Source organism: Kushneria marisflavi, assembly GCF_002157205.1.
Lineage (GTDB): Bacteria > Pseudomonadota > Gammaproteobacteria > Pseudomonadales > Halomonadaceae > Kushneria > Kushneria marisflavi.
This window is the reverse complement of record NZ_CP021358.1, coordinates 850,845-876,618: the sequence shown is the minus strand read 5'-3', so window position 1 is coordinate 876,618 and position 25,774 is coordinate 850,845. Positions and strand designations below refer to the sequence as shown.

The 25,774-nt window shown below is 60.2% G+C and carries 19 protein-coding genes and 1 pseudogene; 7 read left to right on the top strand and 13 right to left on the bottom strand.

The genetic code is table 11. From position 1 onward, the window contains the following. The first annotated feature begins 59 nt into the window (after window positions 1–59). Window positions 60–638, top strand: a complete 579-nt coding sequence (locus B9H00_RS04015) for a histidine phosphatase family protein (RefSeq protein WP_086899583.1) — start codon at window positions 60–62, stop codon at window positions 636–638. A gap of 41 nt (window positions 639–679) precedes the next feature. Here B9H00_RS04015 and cra read toward each other — a convergent pair whose 3' ends face one another. Beyond that, complete coding sequence (gene cra, locus B9H00_RS04010; RefSeq protein ID WP_086899582.1) at window positions 680–1,696, bottom strand: catabolite repressor/activator; 1,017 nt, start codon at window positions 1,694–1,696, stop codon at window positions 680–682. Between the two features lie 223 nt (window positions 1,697–1,919). Here cra and ptsP point away from each other — a divergent pair, with 223 nt between their 5' ends. The 4 genes from ptsP (at window position 1,920) to B9H00_RS03990 (ending at window position 9,186) form a co-directional block, all read left to right on the top strand. Continuing rightward, entirely contained in the window at window positions 1,920–4,772 is a 2,853-nt protein-coding gene (gene ptsP / locus B9H00_RS04005; protein WP_086899581.1) for a phosphoenolpyruvate--protein phosphotransferase, read from the top strand. Further along, window positions 4,769–5,707: a 1-phosphofructokinase gene (gene pfkB / locus B9H00_RS04000; RefSeq protein WP_086899580.1), complete on the top strand. Its 939-nt coding sequence runs from the start codon at window positions 4,769–4,771 to the stop codon at window positions 5,705–5,707. Before ptsP ends, pfkB begins: the two co-directional genes overlap by 4 nt. Before the next feature lie 91 nt (window positions 5,708–5,798). Continuing rightward, complete coding sequence (locus tag B9H00_RS03995) at window positions 5,799–7,553, top strand: PTS fructose-like transporter subunit IIB (protein WP_086899579.1); 1,755 nt, start codon at window positions 5,799–5,801, stop codon at window positions 7,551–7,553. 169 nt (window positions 7,554–7,722) lie between these two features. Then, window positions 7,723–9,186, top strand: coding sequence for a sodium-dependent transporter (locus B9H00_RS03990; protein WP_086901689.1), 1,464 nt, complete (start codon window positions 7,723–7,725; stop codon window positions 9,184–9,186). A gap of 88 nt (window positions 9,187–9,274) precedes the next feature. Here B9H00_RS03990 and B9H00_RS17140 read toward each other — a convergent pair whose 3' ends face one another. Then, window positions 9,275–11,236, bottom strand: a complete 1,962-nt coding sequence (locus tag B9H00_RS17140) for a methyl-accepting chemotaxis protein (protein WP_086899578.1) — start codon at window positions 11,234–11,236, stop codon at window positions 9,275–9,277. Between the two features lie 166 nt (window positions 11,237–11,402). Further along, on the bottom strand, window positions 11,403–13,472 hold the full coding sequence (locus B9H00_RS03980; RefSeq protein ID WP_086899577.1) for a choline transporter: 2,070 nt from the start codon (window positions 13,470–13,472) through the stop codon (window positions 11,403–11,405). A gap of 268 nt (window positions 13,473–13,740) precedes the next feature. Here B9H00_RS03980 and B9H00_RS03975 point away from each other — a divergent pair, with 268 nt between their 5' ends. After that, window positions 13,741–14,304 carry an O-acetyl-ADP-ribose deacetylase gene (locus B9H00_RS03975; RefSeq protein ID WP_211329562.1) on the top strand — a complete coding sequence of 188 codons (564 nt, stop codon included), beginning with the start codon at window positions 13,741–13,743 and terminating at the stop codon, window positions 14,302–14,304. A 51-nt stretch (window positions 14,305–14,355) separates the two neighbouring features. Here the strand turns inward: B9H00_RS03975 and B9H00_RS03970 are convergent, their stop codons facing one another. From B9H00_RS03970 to B9H00_RS03960, 3 genes are all read right to left on the bottom strand, one after another. Continuing rightward, entirely contained in the window at window positions 14,356–15,288 is a 933-nt protein-coding gene (locus B9H00_RS03970; RefSeq protein ID WP_086899576.1) for a hypothetical protein, read from the bottom strand. 119 nt (window positions 15,289–15,407) lie between these two features. Continuing rightward, window positions 15,408–16,115 carry a response regulator gene (locus tag B9H00_RS03965; RefSeq protein ID WP_086899575.1) on the bottom strand — a complete coding sequence of 236 codons (708 nt, stop codon included), beginning with the start codon at window positions 16,113–16,115 and terminating at the stop codon, window positions 15,408–15,410. After that, window positions 16,112–17,635 (bottom strand): ATP-binding protein, encoded by a 1,524-nt coding sequence (locus tag B9H00_RS03960; protein ID WP_086899574.1) that lies wholly within the window; start codon window positions 17,633–17,635, stop codon window positions 16,112–16,114. Before B9H00_RS03960 ends, B9H00_RS03965 begins: the two co-directional genes overlap by 4 nt. A 201-nt stretch (window positions 17,636–17,836) precedes the next feature. Between B9H00_RS03960 and B9H00_RS03955 the strand changes: the two genes are divergently transcribed. Then, window positions 17,837–18,367 carry a gluconokinase gene (locus B9H00_RS03955; protein ID WP_086899573.1) on the top strand — a complete coding sequence of 177 codons (531 nt, stop codon included), beginning with the start codon at window positions 17,837–17,839 and terminating at the stop codon, window positions 18,365–18,367. Between the two features lie 104 nt (window positions 18,368–18,471). On the opposite strand, the gene B9H00_RS03950 is transcribed toward B9H00_RS03955, so the two are convergent. The 7 genes and pseudogenes from B9H00_RS03950 to B9H00_RS03920 all read right to left on the bottom strand — a co-directional run bounded on the left by B9H00_RS03950 (window position 18,472) and on the right by B9H00_RS03920 (window position 25,760). Then, window positions 18,472–19,392: a Gfo/Idh/MocA family protein gene (locus B9H00_RS03950; RefSeq protein WP_086899572.1), complete on the bottom strand. Its 921-nt coding sequence runs from the start codon at window positions 19,390–19,392 to the stop codon at window positions 18,472–18,474. Between the two features lie 55 nt (window positions 19,393–19,447). After that, entirely contained in the window at window positions 19,448–20,503 is a 1,056-nt protein-coding gene (locus B9H00_RS03945; RefSeq protein ID WP_086899571.1) for an aldose epimerase family protein, read from the bottom strand. A gap of 122 nt (window positions 20,504–20,625) precedes the next feature. Further along, a pseudogene (locus B9H00_RS03940) lies at window positions 20,626–21,981 on the bottom strand (sugar porter family MFS transporter). A 374-nt stretch (window positions 21,982–22,355) separates the two neighbouring features. Further along, a complete protein-coding gene (locus B9H00_RS03935; protein ID WP_086901687.1) occupies window positions 22,356–23,111 on the bottom strand; it encodes a FadR/GntR family transcriptional regulator in 756 nt (251 codons plus the stop codon). Window positions 23,112–23,202: 91 nt separating this feature from the next. Further along, window positions 23,203–24,075, bottom strand: a complete 873-nt coding sequence (locus B9H00_RS03930) for an SMP-30/gluconolactonase/LRE family protein (RefSeq protein WP_086899570.1) — start codon at window positions 24,073–24,075, stop codon at window positions 23,203–23,205. A gap of 54 nt (window positions 24,076–24,129) precedes the next feature. Next, window positions 24,130–24,786: a hypothetical protein gene (locus tag B9H00_RS03925; RefSeq protein WP_086899569.1), complete on the bottom strand. Its 657-nt coding sequence runs from the start codon at window positions 24,784–24,786 to the stop codon at window positions 24,130–24,132. A gap of 44 nt (window positions 24,787–24,830) precedes the next feature. After that, window positions 24,831–25,760 (bottom strand): 2-hydroxyacid dehydrogenase, encoded by a 930-nt coding sequence (locus tag B9H00_RS03920; protein ID WP_086899568.1) that lies wholly within the window; start codon window positions 25,758–25,760, stop codon window positions 24,831–24,833. Window positions 25,761–25,774: the final 14 nt, after the last annotated feature.

The window sequence follows — 25,774 nt, the reverse complement described above, 5'->3', positions numbered from 1 at the left end:
GCCTATACTCTGCCAATTAGAATTAATTTCAATCAAGTTTTGGTGTGGAGCAGCGGGGAATGAAAATCATCCTGATGCGGCATGGGGCGCCGCGGGTGCGTTTTGACGAAAAGATGGCCGCTGCTGATTTCAGACACTGGGTGGCCCGCTATCAGCTGGCGGGTCTGGATGAGGGGACGCGTTGTGATCGCGCTCTGTCTGTGGCTCGTGAGTGTGCCGCCGTGGCCTGCAGCGATCTGCCGCGCTCGCTCGAGTCGGCGCTGAGACTGGAGGTAGGTAACATCGTCTACAGCGATCCCCTGATGCGCGAAATTGACCTGCCGCACGGCAGCGGCCGCTGGCCGACGCCGTCACTGCCGACCACCTTCTGGCTGATCGCCTTCCGTGCGCTGTGGCTCATGGGCTATCACGGCAATGCAGAAGGACGTCGAGCCGTTTTTCATCGCGCCGATGCGGCGGCCAGCAAGCTGATCGAGCTGGCCCGTGAACACTGCTCGGTGCTGTTTGTCGGCCACGGCATGATCAATCATCTGCTGGCGCGAGAGCTGATTTCCCGTGGCTGGCAGGGGCCCAGAAGGCCGGGCCGTGCCCACTGGCAGTACGGTGTGTATGAATATCAGGGTCAGGCCATCGCCTGACCCAATCAACGTTTACGGGCTCGCTGACGGTTTCGAAGCGCTCAGTATCGCCGGATAAGGGTGCGTTCTACTTCGACCGTGCCGGGGCAGAGTCGACCGTTGATCCCCTCCATGACACTGGACAGCGCCAGTGCCGCGATGCGCTCAAGGTTTTGCTGCATCGAATTGACCTTCAACGGCAGAAAGTCCAACAGCCGGTCATTACCAAAGGTCGCCATGCGCAGGGCGCGCGCCTGCAGCGTCTCCATTGAATACTTCGTCAGCAATACGTCCAGCGCGCCTTCAAGCAGCGTGTAGGAGGCGGTCACCAGTGCCTGGGGCATATCGTGATGCTCAAGGTGTTCACGCATGAGTGCCATACCGGTTTCTCGATCATAGCGCCCGCCGCAGCGATGGTAGGCGTGTGGTGTCTGCCCGTCACAGGCCCTGATCGCGGCCATGAAGCCATCGCGTCGCTCAAGGGTATTGGCAAGTCCTGGCAGTGCGTCAAGCCACAACACCTCCTGTGGCTGTGGTGTCGGCTCCGGGCGGGACAGTACCGAGGCGGTCAGCGTCATGGCGGTCTGATGGTTTTCACTGATGATGCAGGGCATCAGTGTGTCATCCAGTGCCCGATCCACGGCCACTATCGGCATGCCGGTGTCGATCAAACGCTGATAGCGGCTGTCACCCGGCGGCAGGCTTGATGCCACGATCAGAGCATCACAGCGCCTGGCCTGCAGGGCGCTGAGGAGTTCTCTTTCCGTGTCCGGGTCATCGTTGGAGCTGACCATCAACAGCTGATATCCCGCACTGCGTGCGCCCTGTTCCAAAAGCTTGGCCAGCCGTGCGTAGCTGGTGTTCTCCAGATCAGGCAGAACAAATCCCAAGGTACGGCTGACCCCGCGGCGCAGGGCGGCCGCCTGGGCATCAACCCGATAGCCGTGCTCCTCGATCACCGCCATGACGCGTTTGACCGTCGCCTCGCTGATGCGGTGCTGGCGCGACTTTCCGTTGATGACGTAGCTTGCCGTGGTCCGTGATACGCCCGCCAAGCGCGCAATCTCTGCAAGCGTCATGATGTTATTTCCCGATATAAAAGACAGTGGTCTGTCAATACGACGTGGGTCCATGCCATTGGTGCTTGATTCACCGGTTAATCTCTTTCAGCATTACGGCAAGGAAAAGGTGACACGATTCAGCCATGCTGTCATGACCTGTTTCATGCCGTTTTGCGTGTTGGCCTTCACTTGCTGATGTCGCCACCGGCGCAAATTTGCCACTCACAAGGATCAATACGCCATGCTCACGCTGAAAAGTGATGCCGTTTTGCTCAATCAGCACGCCAGCGACTGGCGTGATGCGCTCAACCAGGCCGGTCAGGCGCTCATGGAAGGCGGGCTTGCCCGCGAAGGCTATCGCGACGCTCTCTTCGAACGTGAAGAGCAGAGTTCGACCTGGCTTGGCAACGGCATTGCCATTCCACATGGCACCCAGAAAAGTCGAGAGCATGTGCTGGCCACCGGCGTGCGGCTTCTGCAGTTTCCCGACGGCGTTCAGTGGCACGATGGCAATCGTGTTCACCTGATTATCACCATTGCTGCGCAAAGCGATGAGCATCTCGACATTCTGCGCCAGCTCACCCATGTGCTCGACCGGGAAGGCGTGTCGGAAAAACTGGCCCGCGCGGAAGGGGCCGAAGAAGTGGTCAGTCTGCTGTCAAAGGCTCCAATCACGGCACGTCTGGATGGCGACACGATCGTCCAGGGCGTGCCGGCCCGCTCGACACTGGAACTGACGGCGGCCGCCGCGTCGCGTCTTGAGCAGCTGGGCTGCGTGGAGCGTCGTTTTGTGGCGGATATTCTGGCGCAGCAGGCCGTTTCGCTGGGGCAGCAGCTGTGGCTGGTGCGCAGTGCCACCGGTGTTCATCAGCCGGCCCTGGGGCTGGCGCTGCCGCAGGCGCATATCGATGGCGTGGCAGGTATCTTCTGCCTGGCCGAGAGCGGCAACGCTCACGACGTGCTGCTGGACCGCCTGGTAACCGTGCTGGAAGAGGGCAAGGGCGAAGAGCTGGCACGGCTGGGGCGCGATGCGCTGCTGGCGAGGCTTTCCGGCGAATCGGCCAATGCCGAAACCGTTCGTGTCAGGGTCCGCAACGCCCACGGGCTGCATGCCCGTCCGGCCAAGCAGCTGGTGCAGGTGGCGCGAGCACAGGGGATGCCGGTACGTGTGCGGCTTGCCGAAGGCGGCAATGAGGCCGTTTCGGCTGCCAGCCTGACCAAGGTGATCGGACTGGGGGCGCGGCGCGGGCAGATGCTGATCTTCTCGGCCGAAGGCGCCGGCGCGCGTGAGGCCGTCGAGGCCATGGCCGAGGCGCTGCGCGGCGGACTGGGTGAAGAAGTTACCCCGCTGGGCGATACCAGCGATGCGCGTCCGTCGCGCAACCGCCAGACCCCGCGTGAGCCGGTGGTTGCCCCGGCGGCCGACACGCCGCTGACGGCCGTGCCGGCATCGCCCGGTATGGCGATCGCACCGGTATTCGTGATGCGTCCGCCGGAATTTCACTACGAGGAAACAGCCTCTGACCGTGAGGCGCAAAAGGCGCGTCTGGGTGAGGCGATCAAGGAGGCCGAGCAGCAGCTTGAAGAGATGATTCGCGCTGCCGGCGGAGAAGTGGCCGAAATTCTCTCCATGCATGAAGAGATGCTGGGTGACCCGGAACTTCGTGAAGCCGCTTATGAGGCGATCAACGAAGGCAAGAGCGCCGAAGGGGGCTGGTGGCGCGCCATCGATGTGGCCGCCCGCGCTCAGGAAGCGCTGGCTGATCGGCTACTGGCCGAGCGTGCCGCCGACCTGCGTGATGTCGGTCGCCGTGTGCTGGGCAATCTCTGCGGTGTGAAGATGCCTGATCCGCCGACCCACCCCTATATTCTGGTCACCGATGACGTTGGGCCTTCTGACGTGGCGCGGCTGGATACCTCGCGGGTGCGTGGCATCCTGACGGCGCGCGGTGGTGCGACCTCTCACAGCGCGATTCTGGCGCGGGCGCTGGGCATTCCAGCGGTCGTGGGGGCTGGCGAGACCATCATGGCGCTGGATAACGGCATTGACATGATTCTCGACGGCGAGCGTGGTCGCGTGATTCCGGCGCCGGACCCGGAGCGCCGTGCCCGCACCGAGCTCTCCATCCGCGAGCGCGAGATTCGCGAGCGTGAGGCCTTCGAGGTTCGTTTTGAGCCGGCCGTCACCCGCGATGGTCATCGCGTCGAGGTCGCCGCGAACCTTGGTAATACCGCACACGCTGCGGATGCCGTCGAGCGCGGTGCCGAGGCGGTGGGGCTTTTGCGCACCGAGTTTGTTTTCATGGCCCACCCGCAGGCGCCGGATCTGGACACCCAGATCGTCGAGTACCGTCAGGCCTTTGATGCCCTGGGGGCCGATCGTGCGCTGGTGGCACGTACGCTGGATGTGGGTGGCGACAAGCCGCTGGACTACTGGCCGGTACCGGCAGAAGACAACCCCTTTCTGGGCCTGCGAGGCATTCGTCTGGCGCTGACCCGTCCGGACGTACTCGAAACCCAGATTCGGGCACTTTTGATGGCAGCCGGTGATCGCCCGCTGCGCATCATGTTCCCGATGGTCAAGGATGTGGAGGAGTTTCACGCCGGCAAGGCGATCTTTGATCGTGTTCAGGCCGAGGTACAGGCCAGCGATGTTCAGCTGGGCGTGATGATCGAGATCCCGTCCTGTGCGCTGCTGGCGCCGAGTCTGGCTGAGCATGTCGATTTCTTCTCGATCGGCACCAACGATCTGACCCAGTACACCCTGGCGATCGATCGTGGCCATTCCCGTCTGTCGGCCCAGGCCGATGGTCTGCATCCGGCAGTACTGCGCCTGATCCAGATGACAGTGGATGCCGCTCACGCCAAAGGGCGCTGGGTCGGGGTCTGTGGTGAGCTGGGCAGCGATCCACAGGCGATCGGCGTGCTGATGGGGCTGGGTGTCGATGAGCTATCGGTCTCCAGCCGTCAGATTCCGCTGGTCAAGCAGCGTATTCGCAGTCTGAACCTGGATGAGAGTCGGGCGCTGGCACAGCGCGCGCTGGCCTGCCCGACGGCGGCTGACGTGCGTGCCATGCTGGAGTCCCTGGCATGAGCCGTGTACTGACGCTGACCCTCAACCCGGCGCTGGACCTCTCCATTCGGCTGTCTACCCTGTCGCCTGGCAGTGTCAATCGCTCCGAGGAGAGTTCACTGACCGCGGCCGGCAAGGGCAATAACGTGGCCTGTGTGCTGGCACGTCATGATCATCAGGTACTGGCGAGCGGATTTCTGGGGCGTGATAACCAGGGGCCGTTTGAACGGGCTTTCGTGGAATGGGGCGTGGAGGATCGCTTCATTCGGGTCGCGGGAGAAACCCGGGTCAATGCCAAGCTTTCCGAAGCTGACGGTAGGATCACCGACATCAACGGGCCGGGTGCACGCGTCGATGAAGCGGCCATGACGCGTCTTCTTGATGATATCGAGGCCGGTGCGGCCAGCATTGATGCCGTGGTGATCTCGGGCAGTCTACCGCCGGGCATTGCGCCCGAATGGCTGGCAGCACTGATCGGTCGGCTGCGTACGCAGGGGTTGCCGGTGTGGTTGGACAGTAGCGGTGAGGCGCTGGTTCAGGGCGCGCGGGCCTGTCCCTCGCTGGTCAAGCCCAACGACCATGAACTTGCCGAATGTGTTGGGCGGCCTCTGCCGGATGAGGCAGCACTTCTGGCAGCGGCTCGCGAACTGCAGCAGGGCGGTATCGACAACGTGCTTTTGTCGCTGGGCGCTGATGGCGTGGTATGGCTGTTTGAAGGTGGTTCGCTGCGCGCTCGTCCGCCCCGGGTCGACATCGTCAGTACCGTGTGTGCCGGCGATACGCTGCTGGCCGGGACGCTGCATGGGGTACTTGAAGGCTGGCCGCGCGAAAAAACGCTGCGCTTTGCCACGGCCCTGTCGGCGGATGCCGTGCGTCGGGTCGGTGTGGGTCGCTCGGATGTCGAGGACTTTGCCGCCTTGTGCGATGCGGTCCGCGTGGAGGGGTTAACGATATGACAACGTCCCGAATTTCTTTTGACCTGCCTGCTGATGACAGGCGCGGTCAGCACGGCGACCAGTGGTTGGCACTGGCACAGGAGTGGTTTGCATGAATATTGTTATCGTCACGGCCTGCCCCAGCGGCACGGCGACGACCTATCTGGCAGCGCGCCGGCTCGAGCAGGCCGCCCAGCGGCTGGGCTGGCAGTCAGCGGTCGAAATGCAGGGCCAGTTCGACGCATCAACGCTTGATGAGGCGCAGATTGCTGCCGCCGATCTGGTAGTGGTGGCGGCCAGCCGGCCGATCACTCTGTCCCGGTTTACCGGCAAGCTCCTTTATCGCGAACGGCTCGAGGCGGCACTGCCGGACCCTGATGGCTTTTTGAGCCGTGCCCGGGAGCAGGCCAGTCCCTGGCAGGGCGCAGATGATCTTCCGGAGGAGAGCAGTGCCACGCCGGATGATCGCACATCCAAACGTATTGTGGCCGTAACGGCCTGTCCGACCGGTGTCGCCCACACCTTCATGGCCGCCGAGGCGCTGGCCGAAGCCGGGCGTGCACTGGGCCATCAGATCAAGGTTGAGACACAGGGGTCGGTAGGTGCGCAGAATCAGCTCACTGATGACGAGATTGCCAATGCCGACATCGTGCTGCTGGCCTGCGACATTGAGGTCGATGACGAGCGCTTTGCCGGCAAACCGGTCTATCGCACCTCGACCGGCACGGCGCTGAAGAAGTCCCAGCAGACCATCAATGACGCACTCGCCAATGCATCGGTGGAAAGCGAAGGCAGTGCGCCGGCGGGTGGCGAGCGCAAGAAGAGCATCAAGGAGCGGGGCGTCTACAAGCACCTGCTGACCGGCGTCTCCTTCATGCTGCCGATGGTGGTGGCCGGCGGCCTGTGTATTGCGCTCTCCTTTGTATTCGGCATTGAGGCGTTCAAGGAAGAGGGGACGCTTGCCGCCGCGCTGATGCAGATTGGTGGGGGCACGGCCTTTGCCCTGATGGTGCCGGTGCTGGCGGGCTATATTGCCTACTCGATCGCCGACCGGCCGGGGATTGCGCCGGGGATGATCGGTGGGATGCTGGCCAGTACGCTGGGCGCCGGCTTTATTGGCGGGATCATTGCCGGTTTCCTGGCCGGCTACACCGCAAAGCTGATTGCCACGAAACTGAAGCTGCCGGCCAGTGTTGAATCGCTCAAGCCGATTCTGGTCATTCCGTTGCTGGCAAGCCTGGTAACCGGTCTGGTCATGATCTATCTGGTCGGCACACCGGTTGCCGGCATGCTTTCGGCGCTGACCGACTTCCTCAACAACATGGGGTCGACCAACGCCATTTTGCTTGGGCTGCTGCTGGGCGCGATGATGTGCGTGGACCTGGGCGGGCCGATCAACAAGGCGGCTTATACCTTTGGCGTCGGGCTGTTGTCGACCCAGACCTATGCACCGATGGCAGCGATCATGGCGGCCGGCATGGTACCGGCGATCGGTATGGGGATTGCCAGCTTTCTGGCCCGTTCGAAGTTTGCCGACACCGAGCGTGACGGTGGCAAGGCGGCCTTTGTGCTGGGGTTGTGCTTTATCAGTGAAGGCGCCATTCCCTTTGCCGCCAAGGACCCGCTGCGCGTTATCCCGATCTCCATCGTGGGCGGCGCCATCACCGGGGCACTGTCGATGTATTTCCAGATCAAGCTGATGGCGCCCCATGGCGGGCTGTTCGTGCTGCTGATTCCGGGGGCGGTCAATCAGGCGCTGCTGTATCTGCTCTCGATTGCCGTGGGCTCGCTCTTCATCGGGGTGGCATATGCAGTGCTCAAGCCGTCTCAGCAAAAGCTTGAAGTACCGGAGGGGGCTTCTGCCTGAGCCGGTGCATTCGCTGGCAAGGATGAACCAGGGGCCCGAAAGGGCCCTTTTTTTATGAATCTCACATGAAAATCGTGGCAGGTTCGGGCCAAAAGAGGGGCGAGACCATTACAATGCGCCTCTGATCGACAAGAGGGCCGAGCAAGGCCGACAACCGATAGGGATGCACATGACAACAAATAATGGCACCGGTGGTGTGCTCTGGGCCGGGCGCTGGGGATTCGTGCTGGCCGCAACAGGCTCCGCCGTAGGGCTTGGCAACATCTGGAAATTCCCCTACATGACCGGTGAGTATGGCGGCGGCGCCTTTGTGCTTGTCTATCTGCTGTGCATTGCTGCCATCGGGGTGCCCCTGATGATGACTGAAATCGCCTTTGGTCGACGCGGTCGTGGCAGTCCGGTCGAGGCCGTCAAGCGCGTGGTGGCAGAATCCGGCGGTGGTGCTGGATGGTCCATCCTGGGCTGGATGTCGATGATCTGCGGCTTCATGATTCTGAGTTTTTACGTGGTGGTGGCCGGCTGGTCGCTCTCCTATCTCTGGAAGGCGCTTACCGGTGGACTGGTCGCCGACAGCGTCGAGGGCATGGCGGCGATCTTTGAAGACAATAACTCAAGCCCGCTTAATCTTGGCTTCTGGAGCACGCTGGTGACGCTGATCACCATGCTGATCGTTGGCAAGGGCGTTCAGGAAGGCATTGAGCGCAGTGTGCGCTGGATGATGCCGGGCATGGTGATCATGCTGGCCATTCTGATCGGCTTTGGCGTGTTTTCCGGCGGTTTCGGCAAGGCCGTCCACTTCATGTTTGCCTTCGAATTCGGCCAGCTCTCCGGCGAAGGGCTGCTGGCCGCGATGGGGCATGCCTTTTTCACCCTGTCACTGGCGGCCGGCGCCATCATGGCATACGGCGCCTATCTGCCGGCCGGCGCTTCCATTGCGCGCACGACCTTTACGGTGGCGATCTGTGACACCCTGGTGGCGCTGATGGCGGGCCTTGCCATCTTCCCGGTCATTTTCGCCAACGGCATGGATCCGGCCAGCGGCCCGGGGCTGATCTTCATGAGTCTGCCGCTGGCCTTTGCCCAGATGCCCATGGGCACGCTGCTGGAGGTCATCTTTTTCGTGATGCTGACCATGGCCGCGCTCACCTCTGCCATCTCGATGATCGAGGCCACCATCGCCTGGCTGGTAGAAAGCCATGGCATGGTGCGCAATCGTGCGGCCTGGGGGACGGGCATTGTGCTGTGGCTGGTCAGCACGCTGGCGATGCTGTCCTTCAATCTCGGCGCGGACTGGACGCTCGGTGGGCGCACCATCTTTGACTGGCTGGACTATCTGACCTCGCGGTTCATGATGCCGCTGGGCGGGCTCGGACTGGCGCTGCTGGCAGGCTTCGTGCTCAAGGATCGGCTGCTGCGCGATGAGCTGGGCCTTCCTGCCATTGGTCATGCCCTGTGGTTGTTCATGATCCGCTATGTATGCCCGCTGGCGATCGTGGTGATTTTCATCGATGCGCTCGGCGTCATGACCCTTGACGTGTCCACGCAGTGGCCCTGGGGCGTGGCGGCGCTGGTGTTGTTCGTGATCGTTGGTGAGTGGGCAAGCCCGCGACTGCGTCGCCAGCCTGCGCGCTGAAAACGCCGATGGTCAGGGCAGTGCATGAATGATGTCACGCAATGAAAAGGGCCGCCCGGTGGGGCGGCCCTTTTTGATTCGGGGCTGATCAGGCGTGCTGGCCTTCGGCGTACTGGCTCAGGCGGATGATCTCTTCGAGATGGCGGGCATCCTCCTGCATGCGTTCGTGAATTTTTGCGGTGCTGGTCAGCATGCGCGCCAGATCGCTGCTTGAATGCGCCGCCTGTGATCTCGAGGCGTCAATGGTGGTCTGTAGCTGAAGCCCCTGTCTTGAAAAGGCCGAGACCATTTGCGTCATGGCTTCGAGTCGCGCGTTGACGGACTCCACCGAGCCCTGAACGCTGGCGATGACCTTGCTGATCTGATCAAGACTTTCCTGGGTGCGTCCGGCCAGCGAGCGGACCTCTGCGGCCACGACCGCAAAGCCCCGGCCCTGTTCACCGGCACGGGCGGCCTCGACGGCGGCATTGAGTGCCAGCAGATTGGTTTGCTGGGCAATGGCGCCAATGGTGGTCAGAAGGGTTCTGGCCTGAAGGGCGCTATCGTTGAGCTCGCCGATTCTTGCACCGAGATCGCTGGTGGTTCGGCTGCTTTCTCCCATATCGCTCGAGAACTGTGTTACCAGTCCCGTGACGTCCTCGATCATGGTCGTAAAGGTGCCCATGGAGGACTGCAGGCGAGGAAAGTCCGCCATGACCGTTTCGGTAAAGCGCCGATAATCCTCGAGACTGTTGATCAGCTGCGATTTCATGGTGTTCATCATCTGCAACCGCTTGATCTCTGCTTCCTTGAAGTAGGTCAGGAAGCTGGCATAGCGAATCGGGAAAAGATCGACATAGTCATCGCTGAACCCGGGTGCCGGACGATAGATCAAAAGCATCGACAGGGTCTGGTTGACGTTAACCCCCAACAGTTCTCCAAAGGTTGAAAAACCGCCGACCGGCAACCCTTCAAAGGCATCCACCCGGCCGAGTTCATCGGCATTGTTGAGCCGGCGCAGGATGCAGTCATTGAGAAGTCCTGCGATCAGCTTGCCCTTGCCCTGATGATGACGGGAAAAGTCTTCGGCCGTGCGTGCGCTGAAATGCTGGGATTCCACCAGTTCCAGAACATCACCACAGGAGATGTCGCAGGCAAAATGCGCCTGGCGCTTGCTGAAATCGAATTTAAGAATCGAGCGTACAAAGAGTTCGCCATTGATGCGAATGGCAAAGGTGTAGCGCTTGAGCTGTTCCTCCAGGTGCTTTTCATCACAATCGAAATGACGACACAGCGCGCTGATGAAATCGACCAGCCGACCACTTTTACCATCGATGACGCTGTGCAGTGTTCGAAGTTCCGGTCGGCATTCACCGGCAATGAACGAGGTGCCGGTCGACTTGAAGTTCTGCGTCTTGAAGATGGAGTAGCGATAGGGCTTTCGGATTTTTACGAAGGCAATCAGTGCATGGCTGTCAAAGGTACCGCTCCTGTCGCCTAAAAGCGTGTGTGAAAAATCCAGCGGGCCGCCGGATGAGCCGCCAATGAAGACCAGCGGAAAGCGGGCGCTTTCATAGATGGCGCGCATCAGAAAGTTTTCGCTGTTGGAGAGGCCGTCTACCAGCGTGATGGCCACCGTGTCGCGGTGATCCAGCACGAAGGGCAGTTTCATCCGGTCAAGCGACTGGCGAATCCTTCGCACGCGCTCTTCCATGTCGATCAGTGGCTGACCTGCGCGCAGGTCCTCGCAGTACAGCGGCACACGTACCACGTGGACGGCTTCGACCAGCACCTTGCTCCAGCCCTGCAATACGATAGTGTCTCCACCTGCCGGCAGATACAGCGGTTCTCCGCTGAGGCTGCAAAGCTCGCCAGCGGTCAGGCTCAGGGCCAGTTCTGCCTGTGGCGCCAGAGTGGCAAGCGTGCGTTGTACACGGTCCATGTCGACGGCTGCAGAGACGAATCCCACGATGAAGGCAGCGTCTCGAAGCTGGGCAGCATCCTGCGCCAGCCTTTCGCTGCTGGTACGTACCAGCCAGGCTTCCTTGCCTCGAGCGAATCTTTTAAACATGTTTGTGTACCATGAAATCTGCTTGATAGGAGGCGATAAACACCTGCCATTACGGCCGGCAGCGGGTTTACTTGATGCTATGGCAACTATAGGGATGGCCTATTCAAAGGGGAGGATCGAAAACGCCGCCCAAAAGGGCGGCGCTTTGAAGGGGAGTGATGACCGCTCAGGGAGCCGGTGGCATGGTCGGATCATCCGGAATGTTGGCGCCGTGACCGGGGGCTTCGCGCGCCATGTGTAAAAACTGCAAATGATGCTCGTATTGATCGAGGATATCGTTGATCACCTGCTCACGACTGAAACCGATCAGGTTGTAGCCCTGGCTGCCTTCCAGCAGATAGACCTCAAGGCGGTAGTAGCGCGAGCGGGGCTCACTGGCTCTTCTGGCAAATGAGGGCATCGCAAAGGCGCGTGGCCAGATCTGATAGGTAAAGTTCTGCTCGTTGCCCAGCACGACATTGAGCTCAAGATGCAGCTCGTTGCCTTCGGCCTTGATGACTTCCGCCTCGAGCCCCTGCTCGGAAAGCTCCTGTGCCACGGCCTCCATGGCCGGCCGGGCCGTTTCATTGATAAAGATGCCGGCCTGGCGCTGGCTGGGGAAGTGCATGGCGCGATTGAGGCGCTGGCGCCAGTGTCGCGTGCCACGCTCACCGCCTGCCCCGGTACGACTCGACAGCCGTCCGGCCAGACTGGCGCGATGGCTGTCCTCCTTGAAGGCCTCGCTTTTGAACGAGCGGTAGAGGCCGGCCATGACAAAAAAGATCACGAACGAAAAGGGTAGACCCATGATGACCACCATGCCCTGCAGCGCCGAAACACCGCCGGCCATCAGCAGGGCCAGGGTCAGAAGACCAATGACCACGGACCAGAAGACTCGCAGCCAGGTCGGGGCGTCATGGTGCACGCTTGAAAGGCGCGAGGTGAAATTTCCCAGCACCAGGGCACCGGAATCGGCCGAGGTAACATAGAAGAGCATGCCCAGCAGGGTGGCCAGAGATGCGGTCCAGAGGACACCCGGGTACTGCTCGAGCAACCCGTAAATGGATTGCTCGGGGCTTTCCATCGCAATCTGGCCGAACTCGGTGGCGCCATTGAGAATGCTTTCGATCGCGCTGTTACCGAAAATCGAGATCCACATCAGGGTAAAGATAAAGGGAATGGTCAGGGTGCCGACTACAAACTCACGGATGGTGCGGCCTCGGGAAATCCGTGCCAGAAAAAGACCCACAAAGGGTGCCCAGGCCACCCACCAGGCCCAGAAAAAAAGCGTCCAGGTATTGAGCCAGTCGGTTGGACGATCGAAGGCGAAGGTATTGAGCGTCATGCCCATGAAGCGATTGACGTAGTCACCGACATTGAGCACCAGGGCATTGAGCAAAAAGACCGTATCACCGGCCAGCAGCACATAAAGCAGCAGTACCACCGCCAGAATCACGTTGAACTCGGAAATGCGGCGAATGCCCTTGTCGACCCCGGAAACCACCGAAATGGTGGCCAGAATGACTGACAGCGCAATCAGCGACCCCTGTACAAACAGGTTCTGGGGCAGATCGAACAGATAGGTCAGGCCGTAATTGAGCTGCACCACACCGATGCCCAGGCTGGTGGCAATGCCGAACACGGTTCCGATGACGGCAGCAATATCCACCGTATGCCCTATGGGGCCTTCCACACGCCGGCCAAACAGTGGATAGAGCGCACTGCGGATGGTCAGAGGTAGATTGTAGCGGTAGCTGAAGTAGGCCAGCGCCATCCCCATCAGGGCATACATGCCCCAGCCGGTAATCCCGTAGTGAAACATGCCCCAGACCGTGGCCTGACGAGCGGCTTCCAGCGTGCCGCCTTCACCGACCGGTGGCGCCAGAAACTGGGTGACCGGCTCGGCCACGCAGAAAAACAGCAGGTCGATACCGATACCGGCAGCGAAGAGCATGGCCGCCCATGACCCCAGGCTGAATTCCGGGCGTGAATGATCGGGGCCCAGTCGGATACTGCCAAAGCGAGAGGCGGCCACGAAAATCACGAACCCCAGATACAGGGTCGCCGCCAGAAAGTAGTACCAGCCAAAGGTGTTACTGATCCACTCAAGGGCGGCAAAAATAACGGTGTTGGCGGTGTCGGTGAAAAACATTCCCCAGAGGGAAAACAGCACGATGCCGAGTGCGGAGCCGTAAAAGACGATCGGATTTAGACCATCCCGGGCCTGTTCGGGGGTATCAATGGGGCTGACGCTCATCGAAGGATTCTCCCTGGTGGTGATGCGGTAATGAATGATTCATGAACGTCGCCCTCGTGACCCGACTATGGCCGGATCACGAGGGCGCTGATCCAATTTTTATTAATTGGTTGTTCAATTAAAATACATGCTTTATGGGAGGCCTTCAACCGGAGGTCCCAAGACTGGTTGCAGCCCTGGACCATGGCAGGGGGTGCGATGCGTCCGGAAAGGGCAGGCATCAACCATACTGAAGATCGGTTTCACTGAAGACTGCTGGAGAGACGCCATGACCACGGCCATGAGCTGGATGAGCGGCAAATTACGGGTGATCCAGGGTGACATCACGACTCTGGAGGTGGATGCCATCGTCAATGCGGCCAACCATTCCCTGATGGGAGGCGGCGGGGTGGATGGTGCCATTCATCGAGCGGCCGGTCCTGAACTCAAGACGGCCTGTCAGACCCTGCGGCGCGAGCAGTGGCCGGACGGATTGCCGGATGGAGAGGTGGCTTTAACGCCCGGGTTCAACCTGCCGGCACACCATGTCATTCACACCGTGGGGCCGGTGTATGCCAAAACGATCGACAAGTCGGAGCAACTGGCAAGCTGCTATCGAAAATCCCTGGCACTGGCCGAACAGCAGGGGCTGCGCACTATCGCCTTTCCGGCCATATCCACCGGTGTTTATGGCTATCCGTTTGATCAGGCCAGCGAAATCGTGCTGACGGTCATGGCGGAGAAATTGCCCCATGGTGATCTGACCGCAACGCTGTGTTTTTTCAGTCAGCAGGACATGGACGCCTTTCGTCAGGTGGCCAGCCGGATGGGATATCAGCGCGATCGCGGGTAGCCATGAAAAACACCCCGCCAGCGCGGGGTGTGGCCATGATTGTGATGTGGATCAGCTCTGATCGGGTTTCGAGGCAGCGTTTTGTTCGGCGCCATGATGGCGCGGCCCCATAGCGCTGCCGTGACGAGGGCTGATGCTCTCCAGAGCCGTTAGCTGATCCGGGCTCAGAATGTCCTCCAGAGAATGATGAAAGTCCGTGCGGGCCTCGATCATCTGCTGGCGGCGCTGGCCGTCTTTCGGCGTGGCATCATCCTGAATCCGGGCCATTTTCTGATGCAGTTCGCCGGCTGCTGCCTTCATGGCATCAAGCTGTGACGCGTCAAGATGCCAGCTTTGCACCAGAGCGCGGCGGACATCGATGGGCGCCTTGCTCTTCGGGCCGCGCAGCTCTTCATGACGCATCATCTCGAGTACCCGGATCTGCTCGGCACTCAATACCCTTGAAAGACGTGCGTGCTGTTGAGCACGAATTTTTTCCATGTTTGCGCGTCGCTCTTCCCGGCCGCCTGTGGCGCTCTGGTCATGATGCAGGGCAGCAATGTCCTGTCTCATTTGATGCTGCGCGTCCTGAATGGCCTTTTTCTGAGCATCATCCAGCTTCCAGCTATCAAAAAGCGCTGTCCTTAGTGCCCCTCGGGCGTGAATGACAACCGCGCGCTGGTTCAGGCCTTCAAGCACTCGAAGCTGTTTGTCATCAAGTACGCGGGCGAGGGCTTTCCGATGCTCTTGAACGATTGCCTTCATGGCATCATGACGTGCCCGAGTGTTGTCGAATGTTTGATTTTCAAGCGTTTCAAGGCGCGCATGGAAAGCCTTGTTTTCCTGGCTCAGTTGATCCTTTTGTTGATCATTCAGCGACCAGCTTTGATAAATGGCCTGGCGTGCAAAAGAGGGCTGCGTTTTTTGATCAAGCGTTGTGGCACTGGCCGAGAGTGAGGCCGAAAGCGCGATTGTGGCACTGGTGACGAGCATCCATCCTTTCATGACAACACCTCCTGATTGGGTCTGACGCCAGTATCGCCATGATTTGTGCAACAAATGTGCACGCAATGGGGAGAAACATGCAGGAGGAAACAGTGACACCATCGGGTGAGGGGCAGCGCTCAGCGCAGCGGTTCATACTTGTAACCCACGCCGTAAACCGAGTGAATGACCTCTCTCTCGGGCCAGATATCGGCAAGCTTTTTTCTAAGTTTTTTGATGTGGGAGTCCACGGTGCGCTCTGAAACGATGCGGTGGTCGCGATACATGTGATCCATCAGCTGCTCGCGGGAAAAGATGCGCCCGGGGGCATCGAACATGACTTCCAGCAGCTGGAATTCGACGGCCGTCAGACCCGGGTCGTTACCATCGGCCAGCGCGCGCCAGCCTTCGCGATCCAGAATCAGGGGTGAGGAGGCGGGCGTGTCGGCACTGGCAGTGGAGGTGACAGGATGGGTGCGCCGCAAAACCGTGCGGATGCGGGCGATCACTTCCCGCGGCGAAAAGGGTTTGCAGATATAGTCATCGGCCCCCAGTTCAAGCCCCAGCAGGCGATCAACTTCCTCGACCCGGGCTGTCAGCATGATGATGGCCATATGGGGCCAGCGCTCGCGCAGCCGTCGACACAGCGTCAGTCCATCAAGCCCCGGCAGCATCACATCCAGCAACACCATCGAAGGCAGGCCCTCCGGCGCCTGCGCCTCCAGCCAGTCGATGACCTGATCACCACGCTCAAGACAGCGGGGCGTAAAGCCGCTGTTGCTCAGGTAGTCGCACAGCAGAACGGCAATCTTGGTTTCATCTTCAACGATCAGCACGTGGTCATTCATGGCGGCGTTCTCTTATCAGGATGATCGACGCGACGCGTGTAATCGATGCCGGTATGAGGGCTGCGGCCATCGAGTGCAAAGACAATGCGCCAGCACAGGCCACCCAATGGCGAGTCCTGTGGTGTCATGCGTGCCCCGTGAAGATGTATCAGGGCGCTGGCAATCGAAAGGCCCAGTCCGCTACCCCCGTGGCGGCGGCTGCGTGACGCCTCGACCCTGAAAAGCCGCTCGGTCAGCCGGTGTTGCTCGGCTGGCGCTACGCCAGGGGCGCTGTCTTCCCAGATCACGACGGCTTCATTGCCCTGACGCAAAAGCGTGACCTGAAGTCTGCCCGGGGCGTCCGTATAGGCGCGTGTATTGCTTAAAAGGTTGTGCCAGAGCTGGCGCAGGCGATGGGCGGACCCCTGAATCAAAAGGCCCGGGGCAATGCTGACGACAAGCTCGATGCTCCCTTCACCGAGCCACTCGCGGCTTTCTTCAAGCTGGCGCTGAAGGTGCGTGCCTAGATCCAGTCGATCCAGCGGCGCCTCGAGTGTGCGCGCATCGGACTGGGCCAGAAGACGCAGGTCCTCGATCAGGCGGTTGAGATGGACGACTTCCTGGCTTAGTGACTGAAGGCTTTTGCCATCCAGCGCCCTGACGCCATCCTGCATCGCTTCAATTTCACCTTTCAAAATGGCCAGTGGCGTTCGCAGCTCGTGAGCGATATCTGCCACCCACTGCTGGCGCGATTGACGATTGTGCTCAAGGCTTTGGGCGAGGGCATTGATATCTTCAGACAGCAGCGAGAGTTCATCGCGTCCGCGCATACGCAGGCGAATACTGTAATCACCATGGGCAATGGCGCGCGTTGCCAGCGCCATATCGCGCGTGCGTCGGCCCAGCCACCAGGCAAGCCCGCCCGCCAGTAGCAGTGAGGTCAAAAGCATGACGCCGGTGATGATGCCAAGATTTCGCAGCTGTCGATGCAAAAAGACCTGATCAATCGAGGAGATCAATCCATCCGGCGCGCGATAACCAAGCTGTCCGATGGTCGTGCCATCCAGTATCAGTGCCTGGTAGTTCATGTCATTACGGGGTTGATGAACGCCGCCAATGACCGGCTGGCCCTGTGCATCCAGCAGCACGAACTGGCGCGGGTCGACCATCGCGCGGGGGAGGTCCGATGACGGCCCGCCTGACCTACGTCCAGGCGGCTCCTGCATGGAGATGCCCGGTGCTTCATGACGGCGGTCGCGTGGGGCCAGCGTCAGACGCAATACGTCACGCCATGCACCGCGATTGTCGCCAAGCCAGGCCCAGCTGCCGTGAAGGGCATAGCCTTCGACGAGCGTGTCGCTCAGGGTGTCGATGCGCTCTTTCTGAGCGCGGCGCAGATAATCCAGAAAATCATCATCAATACTCCGCGCGGCTACAAAAAAAACCATTGCGCCCAGCAACATATTGACCAGCAGGATAGCCCCGAAAAGCTTCAGACCCAGACGAGTGAACATGACGCCCTCATCGATGAAAAACATCATGTTAGCGCGTCTACCACTTTGAAAGTGGCGCCATTCATGGAAAAAGCATGAAAGTGCTGTTGCTGCAAAATTTAGACCAAGGTCTTATGTGCGAAAGTTGCCCCGTGACCATGGTTCGGTTGTAACCCCATGATGCCTTTGCAAGAATGTTGTCTCGGTACGCACAATGATGGCCTTACTCCGCAACAAGAGAGCCCCGACATGGTAAAACAGTTCGATCAGCGTCATCGGCAATCACGACGCATTTTGATCATGGGGGTCTCCGGCTCCGGCAAATCGACCATTGGTGAAGCCGTGGCCGAAAGAACAGGGTGTGAGTATATCGACGGCGATCAGTATCATCCGCCGGAAAACATCGAAAAGATGACCCACGGTGAGGCGTTGACCGATAAGGATCGCCAGGGCTGGCTGGAAGCGCTGGCGGAGCTTTTTGCACAGCATCGCCGAGCCGATGAGAGCGTCATGATCGGTTGTTCAGGCCTCAAGAGGTCCTATCGCGATATCCTGCGTCAGGGTGACCCGGAGCTGATTATTCTCTTTCTGGATGGCGATTACGACACCATCCTGCAGCGCATGGAAGAGCGGCAGCACTTCTTCTCGCCGCAAATGCTGCGCACCCAGTTTGATACGCTGCAGACGCCGGGCCCCGATGAGGCCATCAGCATCGATATCTCAAAATCCTTTGATAACGTGATCGATCAGTGCGTCAGCGAGCTCGAAGCACTCGACTGACGGTCATGGGCTGAATGTTGAAAAAGGGGCCCCGGCTGCATCCTCGCAGCCGGGGCCCCTGTCATTTCCAGTCGATCATTACTGCCCGGCCATGGCGGCCTTGATCACTCGATGAAGGGCTCAACGCTCTGGCGACGCCCCAGCAGGAAGGCATCTGCCACGTGACGAAAGGGTGCCACGTCAACATCACTGCGACCCGCTCGGATCAGCTCGGCAAAGCGCTGGTAGAGGCCTGCATACTCGATATCCTCGCCGTCGATGATGCGCTCGCCGTCAATGCTCAACTGACTGCCGCCACTGTCGAGCACCAGTTTGCCGTCTTCGGTCTCGACCGTGATCTGCCAGGTCTGGGGACCGGTCTGGCGCCAGTCGAAATCGGCATGAATGGGCGTGTCGTTGACGTCGGTAAATTCAAGCGTCGCACCAATCGGCGACTGACAGTTTTCCGGTACCTCAAGCGTGGCCTCGCGCAGGAAAAAGGCCTCGGGCAGAATCCGGGTGACAATCGAGAGCGCGTTGATGCCGGGGTCGAAGACGCCCAGTCCACCCGGTTCCCACACCCATTGCTGACCGGGATGCCACTGGCGCACGTCCTCGCGCCACTGAATGTCAACGGCAGTGACACGTCGCGTTGACAGCCACTCGCGCGCCTTCTCCACCCCGGCGGCCTCCCGGGCATGCCAGGTGGCAAAGAGCGTGACGCCCTTTTGTTCAGCCCGGCGAATGAGGTCCTCGACTTCGCTGAGGCTCACCCCCGGCGGTTTTTCCAGCAGCACATGCTTGCCGGCCTCGATGGTCGCCACGGCCTGGGTGTAGCGCACCTGGGGCGGGGTGCACAGCGCCACGGCGTCCAGCGCCGGTACGGCGGCGAGCAGTGATTCAAGGTCCGGATGGTTGTCGACGCCTTCAAGCGTGGCATTGCGACTGGCAATGGCGGTCAGCTCGAAGTTGCGGTTCTCACGCAGGGCCGGCAGGTGCTGGTCTCTGGCTATCTTGCCGAAACCGGCAATGGCAATGGTGGTCATACGGTGTCTCTTTCCTGAAGGGGGCGGGTCCCATTGATGGCTGCCCGGCCCGGGATTAAAACGTCAGGCGATAGCAGGTGTGCTGACGATAACGCTCGCCCGGATCGAGCCGGGTCGAGGGGAAATGATCATGGTGTGGCGCGTCCGGAAACTGCTGTGCCTCCAGCGCCAGTCCGCCAAAGGCTTCGATCGGGCGTCCCTCGTGATCGTCCAGGGTGCCATCCAGACCGATGCCGGTATAGATCTGCAGGGAAGGTTGATCGGTAAAGATCTCCAGGCGCCGGCCACTGCGTGGCTCGGTTACCGTTGCAAGCGGGCCTGCGAGGGACGCTTGAGCCAGCACCAGCGCGACATCGTGACCGCCGGCGCGTCTTAGCTGCTCGCACGCTATCTGCTCGCGTGCGCGCGGGGTATCAGGCGTACGGAAGTCATAGGGGGTGTTGTCGACTGACGCGATCGTACCGGTCGGAATCGATGACTCGTCGAGCACGAGGTAGTGGTCGGCCGAACATTCGAGCTGATGGTCTCGCACATCACCGCTGCCGCGCAGATTGAAATAGGCATGGTTGGTCAGGCTGATGACGGTTGGTTTTGAGCTTTGCGCCTCATAATCGATGATGAGCCGATTGTCCTCATCAAGGCTGTAATGCACCGTCACTTCCAGCTCGCCCGGAAACCCCATGTCACCATCGGGTGAGAGGCAGGTCAGGCTCACACCAACTCGATCTGCCTCTTCAAACAGCCGGCCTTCAAAACGCTGAAAGCTCAAGCCTTTCGGCCCGCCATGTAATGCGTTCGGCCCCTCGTTGGGCGGGATTTGAAACGTCTGACCGTCGAGTTCGAAACGCGCCTGTCCGATACGATTGGCATAGCGCCCGACCAGCGCACCGAAGTAGGGATGCGGCTTCAGGTACTGTGCCGGGTCGGCAAATCCAAGGATCAGGTTGATCAACGCGCCGGTATCTCGATCCGGGACGCGCACGGCCTGAAGGGTGGCGCCGTAATCAAGAATATCCACCTGCATGCCGGCGCTGTTGCGCAGCCTGAACTGCTCAAAGGGGGTGCCATCATCGTGTTGACCGATCTGGTCGCTTTCACAGTGCAAGGGCATGAATCACTCCACGGTCGGCGGTGGGCGACAAAAGCGGTTTGTCGCAGGGTGTCGCTGAGCAGTATAGAACCGGCAGCCGTCGCGAGTCAGGCGATGACGACCCCCGACCCGGACGCTCCCGGTCAGCTGCGTGACTGTTCACCAATATGTCGCAGCCGCCGCCCGACCATCAGCGCCTGTTCGATTCGCTCAAGCGACACGCCCCGGGTTTCGGGAACCAGCACCAGTGTGACCGCAATAAAGGCAAAGTTGAGCGCGGCATAGAGCCAGAAGGTGATCGCATTGCCCAACACATTGATCAGGGTCAAAAAGGTGGCGCCAATGATCATGTTGGCCACCCAGTTGGTGACCGTGGAGCAGGCCACCCCAAAGTCACGTCCCTTGAGCGGCTGAATCTCAGAGCACAGGATCCAGACCATTGGTGCCGCCGACATGGCGTAGCTGACCACGAAGGTACCCAGCAGAGCCAGCGCCAGATACTGGGTCGTCGCGCCCTTGAGACCATATTCAAAGAGTATGCCAAGCGCCAGCATGCAAAGACCCATGATGGTAAAGCCGGTATAGAGCAGCGGCTTGCGACCGGCGCGGTCAACCAGTCCCACGGCAATCAGGGTGGCAAGCGTCATGACAAGCCCGATCACCACCGTCCCCCAGAGCTATTCACTGGCGCTGTCAAAGCCTGCCATCTCCAGAATTCGCGGGGCGTAATACAAAATGACATTGGCACCGGTGAATTGCTGCATGAATTGCAACGTGATGCCCAGCCCGGTCGAACGCCGAAAGTTGGTATTGTGCTTGAAAAGCTTCCAGCCTGATTCCCCGACCTTGAGGTTCTCGCGAATGCGCGACATTTCTTCGTCGACGCCCTGACGGTCGTCCCCTCGTAGGCGCATCAATATGCTGCGCGCTTGGTCAAAGCGTCCAGCGCTTGCCAGCCAGCGCGGGCTTCGCGGCAGAAAGATCATGCCAATCAGCAACAGTACGCCCGGAATGGCGATCACTCCGAGCATGCCGCGCCAGTTGCCCGTATAGCTGAAAAGCGTGTTGGTCAGGTAGGCCAGCAAGATGCCGCCCATGATCATCAATTGGTAAAAGGAGATCAGCCGGCCACGAATATGCTCCGGGGCGATCTCGGATAGATAGATGGGCGCGACATAGGAGGAAATGCCCACGGCCACGCCTAGCACCAGACGGGCGGCGATCAGCATGTCCGGTGAGACGGCCAGCGCCGAGAACAATGCTCCTGCAACAAAGACCACGCCGCTGACGGTCAGCGTCAGCTTGCGCCCCATTTTGCGTGACAGGGTGCCGCTGACGCAGGCGCCCAGTGCCGCGCCCAGCATCATGACGCTGACGATAATTTCCTGCTGACTGTCGCTGACGCCAAAATCGTGCTCGATGAAGGGCAGGGCACCGGAAATGACGCCGATATCCATGCCAAAGAGAAGACCTGCCAGCGCGGCAACGCCGCCGATCATGTAAACGGTCGACATCGACGGGCGCGCAGTGCGGCGGCCCGGTTTGCTCGATATCGCGGTCGTGGATGATTTCATGACATACCCCGAAGGATGAAACTGCATGCGTGACAAACACGGAATCAATAACAGGGGATGTATGTTGGACATTTATCGGAAATGCTCAACATAGACTTTGGCCGCTTCGACCTTGGTCGAGGCTTAAGAAATGGCTGGCAAAGCGGTTAGCGTTAAAGCGTTTGGCGTTAAAAGGCACCGGGCCAGACAGGCAGAATCTGCGCGAATCTGCACAGTCAGTTTTTTGTCTGACGCGACGCTTCGACACTTTGGAAAGCTTCGAGCGTGCGTTGGTCAAAAGAGATTGCCAGCGAAGCGGCTCAGCCGGGGTGGGGTATATTCATGGGCAGGTGGGCCGGGATCGGGGCGGGCTGGACATCGACGCCCAGTGCCCGAGCGGTGTCCTCTAACACGGCAACTGCCGAGTGATAGGCCTCATCGGGCTGGCGCATGCGGATGGCATCCATGAGCCGGCGATGGCTTTGAAGGCTGTGGCCCGGGTCGAGCGTGCGGGTATTGCTGTGAGACACCAGCAGATGAATCGAGGGACGCAACACGTGGGAGAGCTGCGACCAGACAATATTGTGGGTGGCGTAATAGATGGCGACGTGAAAGGAAACGTCACAGTGATCATGCTGTGTGGTGTCTTCATCGAGATGATGATGGCGCATGCCTTCAAAGGCTTCCTCGATGGTCACCAGATCCCGAGCCGTGGCACTGCTGGCGGCCATCATGGCCACCCAGGGTTCGACCGTCAGGCGAAAACTCAGGATTTCGCGCTGAATTTCAAGATGCGGGCCGGCAAAGCGGGTAATCCAGTCCGTGACGGCAGGGTCGAGAATGTGCCACTGCGAAAATTCGCGTACGCGAGAGCCGTAGCCGGAAATGCGCTCGATGATACCGCCGTTGACCAGCGCCCCCAGATGACGACGGACCACATTGCGGCTCAGACCGAAATGCCGGCAGATATCCAGTTCCTTGGGAATGAAATCGCCTGGCTGATATCGCCCGTCAAGAATGTCCTTGATCAGTTGATCGGCCACATGGTGCACGTCTTTGGAGGCGGTATCGTTCATGTGATTCTCGGTGACGGCTGCATCATGAGGCAACATATCACATTCCATGTTCGGCCCCGAGGCGCCGATGTTGTCTCGGGGCCGATGTGGCTCAGAGCGTATGACGATAGCGGTGGCCGGGCAGCCCCGGGGTATCTACCCGGGTAGAAAAGAGCGAGCCGGCATCGGGATACTGATCCAGCGTGGCCTGCTCCAGACCCTGACGTGCACAGGTGACATAGAGCGTGCGCAGGTCGCTGTCGCCAAAGGTGACCTTGGTGGGGTTGGGGGCCAGTAGCGGCAGGGTGTCCACCACGTTGCCGCGCTCGTCAAAGTGCACCACGATCCCGCCGCCATACATGGCGATCCAGTAATGGCCGGCCTCATCAATGGCGGCACCATCCGGTGAGCCCGGCAGGGCCAGCGCTCGGGTATCGGCGAAAAGCTCGGGTTTGCCCAGCGTGCCCTGCTCGATATCCAGCGGATAGCGATAAATCCTGTGGGTCGGCGTGTCGCTGAAATAGAGCCAGCGATGATCAGGGCTGATGGCGATGCCGTTGGCGATGGTCACACCCTCGAAATGCGAGGTAAGTGCCTCCTGATAGCTGAATAACGCCCCGGTGGGGTGGGCTTCCTCGGCATTTTTGGTGCCAAACCACAGTCTGCCATGGGCATCGCAGTGGCTGTCGTTGCACCAGCTGATCTCCGGGTTCTGAGGGCCTTCGACCAGGTGGTGCTGTTTTTGTCCCTGGCTGTCCAGCTGCCACAGACCTGAACGAAAGGCGGCCAGATAGCCGCCCTGATCATCAGGAACGGCGTAGGCCAGCGGTTCATCATAACGCTGAACCTGGTGCTGATTGTTTTCAGGATCGAGCTGATGAAGCTCGCCACTCAGGATATCGACCCAGTGAAGGCGCTGCTGGTCGACGTCCCAGTGCGGACCTTCCCCCAGCGCCATGGTTAGTGTCAGGTGCGGTTCCAGCATGTTCCCTCCCTGGTGTCCGTGTTGTATGGAAATGATCAGAGTCTGCCTCGGGCCCTATGGCGACTCGAGTCCTGTCAGCTGCAGGCGTGCACTCAGTTTGCCATCGCGGAAATAGTCCGTCTGCACGAGAAGCCCCGGATTGCGCGAGGTGAAATAAAAGTGCAGGCGCCGGTCGGGTTTGTCCTCGTCCCAGGCCTCCACATGGCGCGTCTTCCAGTGGCCCTGGGGCACGGTCATTTCGGGATCATCAATGACCCGCCAGATCATGTGGTGCTCGCGCGTTTTGTGGTCCACGTAGGTAAAGGTACAGGGCGTTGCCTGTCGACCGCGACACGATGGGGCATCAAAGGCCTGGCGGCTGAGCGCAAACAGCGCTGCCTGACGGTCCGGCAGATTGGACAGCTGATGCTCGTCAAGTCGGTAGGTATCGCCAAAGCCGAACAGGCGATAGCGGCTGTAAAAGCTCCAGGGCGATACCTCGGTGCCATGGCTGACATGAAAGCGGCTGTATTCATAGCCGGTCGCGATCTTGATCGAGGCATGCATGGTGGAGCGCCAGCCATCGCCATCATGCTCGAGCTGATGGGTCATGTCGGCACTGGGCCAGCCATCCATCGTGAGATGGTACTGGGCCTTGAAAGGATGAATCTCCTCGGCCTGCAGTGCGTTAGACACCATCAGGGCGGTCAGTACCAGAAAAAAACGAAACACGGCGTCTCCTGTTTGTGAGGTGCAGCACGCATGCGGCCTATGCCTTAATACCCCGTGGAGAGGTCAACGGTCTCGATGGGCTCGCCTCGCGTCAACGCCAGAATGTCGGCGGCAAACTGTCGGGCGCCTGCGTTGACATCGGTAGGCGCCGCCACGTGTGGTGTCACGATGACCCGAGGGTTTTGCCAGAGCGGGTGCTGCACCGGCAGGGGCTCTTCGGGAAAAACGTCCAGCATGGCGCCACGAAGATGGCCGTTTTCGACAAGAGCGAGCAGGGCGTCCGGATCCAGTGTGCTGCCCCGTCCTGCATTGATCACCACGGCACCTTCGGGCAGCTGCGCCAGACGCTGTGCGTTGAGCAGTCCGCGCGTCTCGGTAGTGTCCGGCAGCAGGCTGACAATGACCCGGGAAGTGTTCAAAAGAGTGGTCAGGCCCTCATCACCATGATGGGTGTCGATCCCCTCGAGGTGTTTTTGGGAGCGACTCCAGCCCTGTACCTTAAATCCCTGGGCGCGGATGCGCTGGGCACAGACCTGGCCGAGAGTGCCCAGCCCCAGAATGCCCACCCGCCAGGCACTGCGATCGGCCAGCGGCTGCTCCTGCCAGTGTTGATTGATCTGCTGTCTTTGATAACGGTCCATGTCCCGATAAAAATGCAGAATGCCGTAAAGCGCATAGTCGGCCATCAGCATGCCCATGCCGGCGTCACGCAGACGAACGATGGGGACGTCCGGCAGGTCCGGCAGGCTCAGCAGGGCATCGACGCCGGCGCCGGCATTGAAAATCGCCTTCAGCGAGGCATCCTGACACGCCAGCAATGAGGCCGTCGGTTTCCAGGCCACCAGCAGGTCGGCCGGAACGTCACCGACGTCCTGGGTGGTCACGATGTCGGCCTCGGGCAATGCCGGATGCAGTTCACGCATCAGTGCTGCCTGCCAGCGTTGTGCCTCCGGGGCGTGAATCAAAATGCGCATCTCATTTTCCCTTT

Bases quoted from the DNA above. Each gene is read 5' to 3' on its own strand.
- B9H00_RS03950 (WP_086899572.1), bottom strand. From the start codon at position 19,392: ATGACCACCATTGCCATTGCCGGTTTCGGCAAGATAGCCAGAGACCAG.
- B9H00_RS03930 (WP_086899570.1), bottom strand. From the start codon at position 24,075: ATGCTGGAACCGCACCTGACACTAACCATGGCGCTGGGGGAAGGTCCG.
- pfkB (WP_086899580.1), top strand. From the start codon at position 4,769: ATGAGCCGTGTACTGACGCTGACCCTCAACCCGGCGCTGGACCTCTCC.
- B9H00_RS03970 (WP_086899576.1), bottom strand. From the start codon at position 15,288: ATGAAAGGATGGATGCTCGTCACCAGTGCCACAATCGCGCTTTCGGCC.
- B9H00_RS03920 (WP_086899568.1), bottom strand. From the start codon at position 25,760: ATGCGCATTTTGATTCACGCCCCGGAGGCACAACGCTGGCAGGCAGCA.
- B9H00_RS04015 (WP_086899583.1), top strand. From the start codon at position 60: ATGAAAATCATCCTGATGCGGCATGGGGCGCCGCGGGTGCGTTTTGAC.
- B9H00_RS17140 (WP_086899578.1), bottom strand. From the start codon at position 11,236: ATGTTTAAAAGATTCGCTCGAGGCAAGGAAGCCTGGCTGGTACGTACC.
- B9H00_RS03935 (WP_086901687.1), bottom strand. From the start codon at position 23,111: ATGAACGATACCGCCTCCAAAGACGTGCACCATGTGGCCGATCAACTG.
- ptsP (WP_086899581.1), top strand. From the start codon at position 1,920: ATGCTCACGCTGAAAAGTGATGCCGTTTTGCTCAATCAGCACGCCAGC.
- B9H00_RS03995 (WP_086899579.1), top strand. From the start codon at position 5,799: ATGAATATTGTTATCGTCACGGCCTGCCCCAGCGGCACGGCGACGACC.
- cra (WP_086899582.1), bottom strand. From the start codon at position 1,696: ATGACGCTTGCAGAGATTGCGCGCTTGGCGGGCGTATCACGGACCACG.
- B9H00_RS03990 (WP_086901689.1), top strand. From the start codon at position 7,723: ATGACAACAAATAATGGCACCGGTGGTGTGCTCTGGGCCGGGCGCTGG.
- B9H00_RS03980 (WP_086899577.1), bottom strand. From the start codon at position 13,472: ATGAGCGTCAGCCCCATTGATACCCCCGAACAGGCCCGGGATGGTCTA.
- B9H00_RS03965 (WP_086899575.1), bottom strand. From the start codon at position 16,115: ATGAATGACCACGTGCTGATCGTTGAAGATGAAACCAAGATTGCCGTT.
- B9H00_RS03975 (WP_211329562.1), top strand. From the start codon at position 13,741: ATGACCACGGCCATGAGCTGGATGAGCGGCAAATTACGGGTGATCCAG.
- B9H00_RS03945 (WP_086899571.1), bottom strand. From the start codon at position 20,503: ATGCCCTTGCACTGTGAAAGCGACCAGATCGGTCAACACGATGATGGC.
- B9H00_RS03955 (WP_086899573.1), top strand. From the start codon at position 17,837: ATGGTAAAACAGTTCGATCAGCGTCATCGGCAATCACGACGCATTTTG.
- B9H00_RS03960 (WP_086899574.1), bottom strand. From the start codon at position 17,635: ATGATGTTTTTCATCGATGAGGGCGTCATGTTCACTCGTCTGGGTCTG.